Raw genomic sequence first — 9,077 nt, 5'->3', positions numbered from 1 at the left:
GGGGTGGGCGGTGCCTTTCAGTAGGACGCGGGCCACCAAGGGCGGGCCCTTACTGGGGTGCTCGAAGACGATGTCTACGGGGCCGAGGGGGAATCAGAGGCTGGTCGCGGCCTCCACGGGGCGGCGGTGTTCCAGGGCGGCGCGCAACTGGGCGCGGCCGCGGTGGATGCGGGATCTGACCGTGCCGAGCTTGACGCCCAGGGACGCGGCGATCTCCTCGTAGGTGAGGCCCTCGATGTCGCAGAGGACGACGGCGGCGCGGTACTCGGGGGCGAGCCCGTCCAGCGCCTTTTGGATGTCGGCGTCCAGGTGCCGCTCGTCGTAGGCTTGGGCCGGGCTCGGCTCGCGGCCCTGTAGCCGCTCGGCCGCGTCGTCGCCGAGCGCGTCGAAGCGGATGCGCTGCTTGCGGCGGGCGCGGTCCAGGAACAGGTTGGTGGTGATCCGGTGCAGCCAGCCCTCGAATGTGCCGGGGCTGTAAGAGGACAGCGAGCGGAAGACCCGGATGAAGACGTCCTGGGTCAGGTCCTCGGCGTCGTGCCGGTTGCCGGTAAGGCGGTACGCCAGCCGGAACACCCGTGTCGAGTGCTCGCTGACGATCTCCTCCCATGTCGGAGGCGTCCACGCCATCGCGCCTGCGCTCACCGCTACCCCCGGGTCTGATGCGAAATCGTTACGGCTCAGCATGCCGGTACCCAGATAAGAACCGTGTAAGGACCGTGCGCGTGGCCGGATCCGGCACTCAGGCGGATGGCCGCGAACCTGCCCTTTCACCTGGGCATCATCTCCAGGCCACCCGGTGGCACTACCGTCCCGTTGTGACCGATCGCTCATTTCTCCGTCCGGCCGTGCTCGCCGCCGGTGCCGTCCTCTGCCTGGTTCCCGGCACGGCGTTCGCCGCCCATCCCAAGAACGACAGCGCCGTGCTGCCGCGCATTCCCCTCGCCCAGTTCCAGAACAGGCTGCTGCCCGGCAGCATCGCGGACGACCGGGGCGTGGCCCTCGGCGGTGTGGGGAGCGACCTCTTCCACGACAAAGGTGACCGTCCGGACGAGTTCTGGGCGATCACCGACCGGGGCCCGAATGGGACCGTCAAGGTGGGCGGCGAGGAGCATGTGACGTTCCCCGTCGCGACGTTCGACCCGGTCATCGTCAAGCTCCGCGTGCGCAAGAACGCCGTCAAGGTCACGCGGGCCCTGCCGATCACGAACCGCGCGGGCCGTCCCGTGACGGGTCTGCCGAACGTGGAGGGGCGCGAGGAGGCGCCCTACGAGTTCGACGGGAAGACGCGGTTGGCGTTCAACCCCGACGGCATCGACTCCGAGGGGCTCGTCCGCACGAGGGCCGGCGAGTTCTGGGTGGCCGAGGAGTACGGGCCGTCCCTGCTGCGGCTGGACAGGCGCGGGCGGGTGATCGAGCGCCACGTCCCGCAGGGCTGGACGGGCCAGGGCACGAGCTACCCGGTGAAGGCCACGCTTCCCGCGATCCTCAACAAGAGGACCTACAACCGCGGCTTCGAGGGGCTGACGATCTCACCGGACGGCAAGTCGCTGTACGTGGCGATGCAGAGCCCGCTGTCCAACCCCGACAAGAAGACCTACAAGGCGTCCAGGAACGGGCGGATTCTGCGGTTCGACCTGCGGAGCGGGAAGGTCGCGGGCGAGTACGTCTACCGGTTCGAGGACGTGTGCTCGTTCGATCCGGCCTCCTGCGGCGACCAGAACGAGATGAAGATCTCCGGGCTGGCCGCGCTCGACGGCCACCGCGTGCTGGTGGACGAGCGGACCGACAAGGTCGCCCGCGTCTACACCGTCGACCTGCGCAAGGCCACCGACATCCTCGGCTCGCGCTGGGACGACGAGCGGACCGCGCCGTCGCTGGAGAAGTCCGCCGAGGTGCCCGCCGGGGTGGCGGCGCTGCCCAAGGCGCTGACCGTGGACCTGGCGAAGGTGCCGGGCATCCCCGGGAAGATCGAGGGCATCGCGCTCGCCGGCCGCCGCACGCTCGCGGTGATCAACGACAACGACTTCGGGCTGGGCACGTTCGGCCCGGACGGACGGCTGATCGACAGCGGCGTCCGCACGTCGATCACCTACGTCCCGCTTCCCGGGTGACCGGCCGTGTGACCGATCTCATTGGACTGAATGACAACAGCGATTGAGTGATCATGCCGCTACGGGGATGATCGGAGGACGCGTACCCCCGAGACACGAGGACGTGGCATGTCGCGAAGCTACAACCTGGCCGACCTGCTCGAAATCCTGGCCGCCGCGGGCCCGGACCGTCCCGCCCTCGTGGCCGGGGACGAGCGGCGCACCTACCGCGAGCTCGACGAGCGGGCGAGCAGGGTCGGCCACCACCTCGCGGCGGCGGGCGTGCGGCCGGGCGAGCACGTCGCGATCCTCGCCCACAACCGGGCCGAGTGGATCGAGGCGATGTTCGGCATCTTCAAGATCCGGGCCGTCCCGATCCCGGTGAACTACCGGTACGTCGCGGCTGAGCTGCGCCACGTCCTCGCGGACTCCGACGCGGTGGCGCTCATCGGCGAGCGCTCGCTGCTGGCCGAGGTGGAGGAGATCCGCGGCGGCCTGCCGAAGCTGCGGCACGTCGTCGTCCTGGAGGACGGCCCCGCGGGCGCGATCCCCGGCGCCGTGGAGTACGAGAAGGCGCTCGCCGACGCAGGCGGCGACGGCTTCCCCGAGCGGTCGAGCGACGACCGGTACGTCATGTACACCGGCGGGACCACCGGCTATCCCAAGGGCGTCGAGTGGCGCTGCGAGGACGTCTTCTTCGCCGCCCTCGGCGGCGGGAACGCGCTGGGCGACCCGATCACCAGCCCGGACGCGATCGCCGCCAACGCCGACCAGCCCGCGACGGCCGTCCTCGACTGCGCGCCCGTCATGCACGGCGCCGGGCAGTGGGTCGCGTTCATGGGCCTGTTCAGCGGCGCGAAGGTCGTCCTGTACACCGACCACGCGTTCGACGCCGACCGGGCCCTCCGGCTCCTCGCCGCCGAGCAGGCGAACGTGCTGATGCTGGTCGGCGACGTCATGGCCCGTCCCGTCGCCAAAGCGCTGGCCACCGGGGCCTACGACACGTCGTCGCTGATGGCCATCGCGTCCGGTGGCGCGCCGCTGACCGAGGGCGCCAAGGAGGCGCTGCTGGAGCACCTGCCGAACGTGCTGTTCCTCGACAACTACGGAGCCTCCGAGACCGGCGCGTGCGGGCCGTCCGTCGGTGGCAAGGAGGGCACCGCCCGGTTCCTGATGAAGCCGGGCATCACCGTCCTGGACGACGACCTGAACGTCGTGCGGCCCGGCGAGATCGGCAAGCTGGCGCGCAGCGGCCACATCCCGCTCGGCTACTACAACGACCCGGTCAAGACCGCCTCGACGTTCTTCACCGACGCGGGCGGCACCCGCTGGTCGATCCCGGGCGACTACGCGAGCCTGGAGGAGGACGGCACGATCGTCCTGCTCGGCCGCGGCTCCCTCGTGATCAACACGGGCGGGGAGAAGGTGTACCCGGAGGAGGTCGAGGTCGCGCTGAAGGACCACCCCGACGTGGACGACGTCGTCGTGGTGGGCCTGCCGGACGAGCGGTTCGGCCAGCGCGTCGCGGCGGTCGTCGCGGCCCGTCCCGGCGCGGAGGTCACGCTGGAGGCGCTGGCCGAGCACTGCCGCGGACGCCTCGCCGGATACAAGCTCCCGCGCCAGATCCGGCTCGTCGACGAGGTGCGGCGCACGGCCGTCGGGAAATCCGACTACACATGGGCCAAGAGCGTGTTCGCGGAGGCCGACGTGTAACACCTCAACGAAACACCTGCTCAGCGCGGGTGCAAGCGTGTCGCGGTCAAAAAATGATTGATCCCGAAGGGGCGTGCCTTGAGCGCGTCCGGGCGCATAACTTCCCCATGAATGGGGATCGGTTGATACCGCTCGCACGACGGTATCGCCTGCTCTCTGTGGTCGGCAGAGGGGGCATGGGCACCGTCTGGCGGGCGTACGACCAGATGCTGGATCGCGATGTGGCGGTCAAGGAGGTCCACCTTCCCGAGCGCATCACCGAGGCGGAGCGCAAGGTCATGTGCCGGCGCCTGCTCGGCGAGGCCCGCGCCACCGCCGCGCTGCGGCACCCCGGCGTGGTCGCCGTCCACGACCTGATCGTCGAGGACGGGCGGCCCTGGATCGTCATGGAGTTCGTGGACTCGCGCTCGTTGCACCGGGTCGTGGCCGAGGGCGGTCCGCTCGGGGTGCGGCGCGCCGCCGAGATCGGCTCGGCCGTCCTGTCGGTGCTGCGCGCCGCGCACGCGGCCGGGATCCTGCACCGCGACGTCAAGCCGAGCAACGTGCTGATCTGCGAGGACGGCCGCGTCCTGCTGACCGACTTCGGGCTCGCCGTCCACGTGGACCAGGGCCGCGAGAGCGCCGAGACCCTGGTCGCGGGCATCGAGGGCTCACCCGCTTACCTGCCTCCCGAGCGCGTCAACGGTCTGCCGGGGCTGGAGGCGTCCGACCTGTGGTCGCTCGGCGCGACGCTCTACACCGCCGTCGAGGGCTTCTCCCCGTTCCTGCGCTGCCACGCGCTCGCCTCGATGGTGGCGGTGCTGCTCGGCGAGTACGCCCGTCCCGTGCGCGCCGGAGCGCTGACCCCCGTCATCGAGGGCCTGCTGCGCCAGCGCCCCGAGGACCGCCTCTCGGCGGAGGCGACCGCGCTGCTGCTGCGCGACGCGGCCGGCCCGGCGGCGGATTCGGTCATGGAGGCGGGCGCGACGGCGGTGGCGCGGATCCCGTACCGCTCGCGCGCCGCGGTGCGGACCGGCGGCGGGCACCGGACGAGCCGGGCGGACTGGACGAGCCGGGCGGACCGGGCGAGCCGGGCGGACCGGGCGAGCCGGGGCCTGGCGGGCGGCCGGTTCCCGGGGCTGGTGCCGGGCGGACGGGTGCGGCCCGGGGCCGTCCTCAGCGTGGCCGTGCTCGCGGCGCTCGCGGCGGGCATGGGCACCTGGGCGGCGCGGTGGACGTCCATCGGCAAGAGCGACGCCGTGGCGCTGCGTCCCGCGTCCGGCGTCATGGTCAAGACGGCCAAGTACCGGGAGGCGGGCGCCTACTCGGTGCGCGTCCCGGCGGGCTGGCAGGCCGAGCGGCGCGACTCCGTCATGGAGTGGGAGGACCGGGGCTCCGGGCGGGGCCTGCGCATCTCCCCGGCGCCGGGCGACCCGCTGGCCGGCCTGCACGCGGCCGAGCGGAGGGCGAAGGCGGAGCGGCTCTACCCCGGATACCACCGGCTGCGGCTGGAGGCGGTGCCCGAGCTGGTGGACGGCGCCGCGGAATGGGAGTTCACCTGGAAGGGAGACCTCGGCGGGGAGCACGTGCTGTGCGGCCGTGCGGCCGGATACGAGTTCTACTTCTACACGCCCGAATCCCAGTGGACGCCGGGCCAGCGCCTGTACGACAGGATCCTCACGTCGTTCCGGCCGGAGAAGAAGAACTGAGCGACCTTCTGGCAAGGGCGGGAGCACCCCGCGCGGCACGGCTCAGATGGTCTGCTTGATGCGCATGAGGAACTCGGCGTTGGAGGAGGTGCCCTTCATCTTCTCCAGGAGTTGCTCAAGGGCCTGCTGCTTCTCCATGCCCTGGAGGGCGCGGCGCAGGCGCCAGCTGAGGGCGAGTTCCTCGGGGCTCATCAGCAGCTCGTCGCGGCGGGTGCTGGACGCCTCGATGTCGACGGCGGGGAAGACGCGGCGGTCGGCGAGGCCGCGGTCGAGCTTCAGCTCCATGTTGCCGGTGCCCTTGAACTCCTCGAAGAACAGGTCGTCCATGCGGGAACCGGTCTCGACCAGGGCGGTGGCGAGGATCGTGAGCGAGCCGCCGTTCTCGATGTTGCGGGCGGCTCCGAAGAACTTCTTGGGCGGGTAGATGGCGGTCGTCGCGACGCCGCCCGCGAGGATGCGGCTGCTGGACGGGGCCGCCAGGTTGTAGGCGCGGCCGAGCCGGGTGATCGAGTCGAGCAGCATGACGACGTCGTGGCCCTGCTCGACGAGCCGCTTGGCGCGCTCCACCGCCAGCTCGGCGAGGGCGGTGTGGTCCTGCGCGGGCCGGTCGAAGGTCGAGTGGATGACCTCGCCCTGCACGGACCGCTGGATGTCGGTGACCTCCTCGGGGCGCTCGTCGATGAGCACGACCATGAGGTGCACTTCGGGGTTGTTCAGGCCGATCGCGTTGGCGACGGCCTGGAGCACCATCGTCTTGCCGACCTTGGGCGGCGACACGATCAGCCCGCGCTGGCCCTTGCCGATCGGCGCGATCAGGTCGATGACGCGGGTCGAGAGCGCTCCGGTGTCCAGTCGCAGCCGCTCCTCGGGGTACAGCGGCGTGAGCTTGCCGAACTCGGGCCGGTGCGCGGCCTCCTGGGGGGTCACGCCGTTGACGGTCTCGACGCCGGCGAGGGTGATGAACTTCTCCCGGCCGGACTTCGGCGACGTGGCGGTCCCGGCGACGGCGTCGCCCGGACGGAGGTTGTACGCCTGGACCTGCGCGAGCGAGACGTGCACGTCGTCCGGTCCGGAGAGGTAGCCGGAGGTGCGGACGAAGGCGTGCTTGTCCTGGACGGCGAGGATGCCGTGGAACGGGACGGCGGGCTCGTCGGCGACGGGCCTCGCCGCCTGGCGCCGTCCCTGCTGGCCGCTCTTGCGGGCGGTCTGCGAGGACGCGGCCGACCTGGCGGTGCGGGGCTTGTGCTCGGTGATGGCGGGCTGTTCGGTGGTGGTGGAATGTTCGGTGATGGTGGAAGTGGACATGGGGGTCCCTTCTCAGGTCCGCGCGGAACGCTCCGCGTGGCCCGGGGTCGATGTTGACGTACGGCGGCGGGATCCGCGGCGCGTACGCGAGAGGAATGCGAGATTTGCAGCTCGGTTCACCGGGCTGACGTCGGCTCCCTTGTGCGGCGGCCCGCACGCCGAACCGCGCGTGACGAGCCGGTGATCACCGGGCGCTCAGATGGCCCGGGCGGGGAAGGGGCACCTTCGCCGCGTATCACGGAAAACCGAAGATGCTGCTCCGACAGTACAGCACCGCGGGGCCGCTTCGCATTCCCGGAGGTCAGCCCGGCTGAACCGACACCACGCGGAACCGGGCGCGGTCGATCGTCGCATCCTCCAGGCAGCCGCGCATCCGGCGCAGCGCGTGCTCGCCCAGCGCGGGCCGGACGACCAGCGCGTACCGTCCCCCGCCGAGCGGGACGGCGCCGCCGCCCTCGACGTAGGGGCGGGTGGAGCCGCGGCAGTACTCCCACAGCCGGGTGACGAGCGGGTCGGCGGTGGCCGCGCCGGTGGAGCCCCGGGTGTCGGCCTCGATCACGAGCGTGCTCGCGGGCGCGGCCACCGGCCGGTCGGCGCGGTCTTGGGTCCGCTCGGCCAGCTCGTCGACCACCAGCGCGGTGACGAGGGCCGCCGCGAGCACCAGCGTGGCGGCCCGCAGCCACGCCTTCGGGTTCGGACGCGGCGGGACGAGGTCGGGCGCCCCGGCCAGGACGCCCCCGGACGGCGGTGTGAGGGCCACCGGGAGCCGCGCCCCGCCCTGGACACCGCTGCGGCCCAGGGCGGTGGCGAGCCGTTCGACCAGCGCGGCCAGCCCCGACACCACGATCCCCGCCCCGAGCAGGACGGGGATGAAGACGCGGTAGGCGTCGGTGTCGGGCTCCAGCCAGCGGAACCGGGGCGCCTCTTCGCCAGGCGGGTCCGCCGCGTAGGGGCCGCGCCGGGGCGGCACGGCGGTCAGTTGGACCGATCCAATCGAAGGGCGCGCCGTCCCCTCGGTCCGTGACGTCCCCTTGGTCCGCGCCGTGCCCTCGGTCCGTGCCGCGCCCTCGATCCGTTCCGTCAGCCGCCGCTCCATCGCCGCGAGCCGCCGCGCGCCCTCCATCGCGAGCAACACGATCATGGCGATGAGCAGCAGCTCCCCGGCCATCAGCGCTCGCTGCCACTCCCAGCGCGCCAGGTAGACGACCACGTAGGCCCCGGTCCAGAAGACCATCAGCCCGAGGCCGAGGTAGGGGAGCCTCCTCATGCGACGGACTCCTCACCGGCTCGGGGGGCGGCGGGGAGGGGCTCGACGCGCCCGGTATCGCCGTCCACGAGGACCGCGGTGCCCGGCGGGAGGCGGTCGAGGGCGCCGCGCAGGCCGACGACCGTCGGCACGCCCAGCTCGCGGGCCAGGATCGCCAGGTGCGACAGCGGGCTTCCGGTCTCGGCGACGAGCCCGGCGAGGGACGGCAGGTGGGCGGCCAGCGCCGGGGCGAGCGTCCGGACGACCAGCACCGAGCCGGGCGGCGGGGCGTCCGGGCCGGAGTGGACCGGTCCGGCGCCCCGGCCGCCGCCCGCGGGACGCGCGCCGTCCCCGGGCGGCGCCGCCTCCGCCACGATCCGGTCGCCGGCCAGCCGGAAGACGGCGGGCAGCGGCGCGGTGCGCGGCGGGGACGGACGGCGTTCCAGTTCGGCGGGAAGGGCGCCGCCCTGGAGCGCCGCCGCCAGCTCGTCGAAACGCAGGGCCCGGACGAGCTCCGGCCGGTCCAGCGCGCCGCGCCAGGCCAAGCGCTTGCCCGCCGTCCAGGCGAGCCGGGCGCCGAGTTCCTGGACCCACCGGATGCGGAGCCGCAGCAGCTCCCGCGCCGCCAGCTCGCCCGCGCCGCCGCCCTCAACATCACCCGGCGACGCCGGACCGGACGACGCCGCGCCGGACGAGGACGCCGCGCCGGACGGTGGCGTCGAGCCGGTCGCGGCGAGGGGCAGGTGGGGCGCCGCGCCGGATGACGGCGTTGAGCCGGTCGCGGCGAGGGGCAGTTGGGAGGCCGGGCCGGACGAGGACGCCGGGCCGGTCGCGGCGACGGGCAGGTGGGACACCGGGCCGGATGACGGCGCCGGGCCGGTCGCAGCGACGGGCAGGTGAGGCGCCGGGCCGGATGACGGCGTTGAGCCGGTCGCGGCGAGGGGCAGTTGGGAGGCCGGGCCGGACGAGGACGCCGGGCCGGTCGCGGCGACGGGCAGGTGGGACACCGGGCCGGATGACGGCGCCGGGCCGGTC

The 9,077-nt window shown here is 73.0% G+C and carries 6 protein-coding genes and 1 pseudogene; 3 read left to right on the top strand and 4 right to left on the bottom strand.

Features of this window, described 5'->3' with window-relative positions; translation table 11 throughout:
* Window positions 1-93: 93 nt before the first annotated feature.
* On the bottom strand, window positions 94-684 hold the full coding sequence (gene sigE / locus E1298_RS39795) for an RNA polymerase sigma factor SigE (protein WP_131902561.1): 591 nt from the start codon (window positions 682-684) through the stop codon (window positions 94-96).
* 131 nt (window positions 685-815) lie between these two features.
* Between sigE and E1298_RS39790 the strand changes: the two genes are divergently transcribed.
* From E1298_RS39790 to E1298_RS39780, 3 genes are all read left to right on the top strand, one after another.
* The gene (locus tag E1298_RS39790) at window positions 816-2,111 is read left to right on the top strand and encodes an esterase-like activity of phytase family protein (RefSeq protein ID WP_207945114.1); all 1,296 of its coding nucleotides are present in this window, start codon (window positions 816-818) and stop codon (window positions 2,109-2,111) included.
* A gap of 108 nt (window positions 2,112-2,219) precedes the next feature.
* Window positions 2,220-3,803, top strand: a complete 1,584-nt coding sequence (locus tag E1298_RS39785; RefSeq protein ID WP_131902559.1) for an acyl-CoA synthetase — start codon at window positions 2,220-2,222, stop codon at window positions 3,801-3,803.
* Window positions 3,767-5,491, top strand: coding sequence for a serine/threonine-protein kinase (locus E1298_RS39780; protein ID WP_131902558.1), 1,725 nt, complete (start codon window positions 3,767-3,769; stop codon window positions 5,489-5,491). Before E1298_RS39785 ends, E1298_RS39780 begins: the two co-directional genes overlap by 37 nt.
* Window positions 5,492-5,533: 42 nt before the next feature.
* Here the strand turns inward: E1298_RS39780 and rho are convergent.
* From rho to E1298_RS39765, 3 genes and pseudogenes are all read right to left on the bottom strand, one after another.
* Window positions 5,534-6,628, bottom strand: a pseudogene (rho, locus tag E1298_RS39775) (transcription termination factor Rho); the annotation flags it as partial.
* A gap of 469 nt (window positions 6,629-7,097) precedes the next feature.
* Window positions 7,098-8,063 (bottom strand): hypothetical protein, encoded by a 966-nt coding sequence (locus tag E1298_RS39770; protein WP_131902556.1) that lies wholly within the window; start codon window positions 8,061-8,063, stop codon window positions 7,098-7,100.
* On the bottom strand, window positions 8,060-9,077 hold a 1,018-nt coding region (locus E1298_RS39765), incomplete at its 5' end, for a PEP-utilizing enzyme (RefSeq protein WP_243726105.1). The genes E1298_RS39765 and E1298_RS39770, both read right to left, overlap by 4 nt.

It is taken from the genome of Actinomadura rubrisoli (assembly GCF_004349215.1).
GTDB classification, from domain to species: Bacteria; Actinomycetota; Actinomycetes; order Streptosporangiales; family Streptosporangiaceae; genus Spirillospora; species Spirillospora rubrisoli.
Note: the sequence above shows the minus strand (reverse complement) of the source record. Positions and strands in the feature narration are given on the sequence as shown.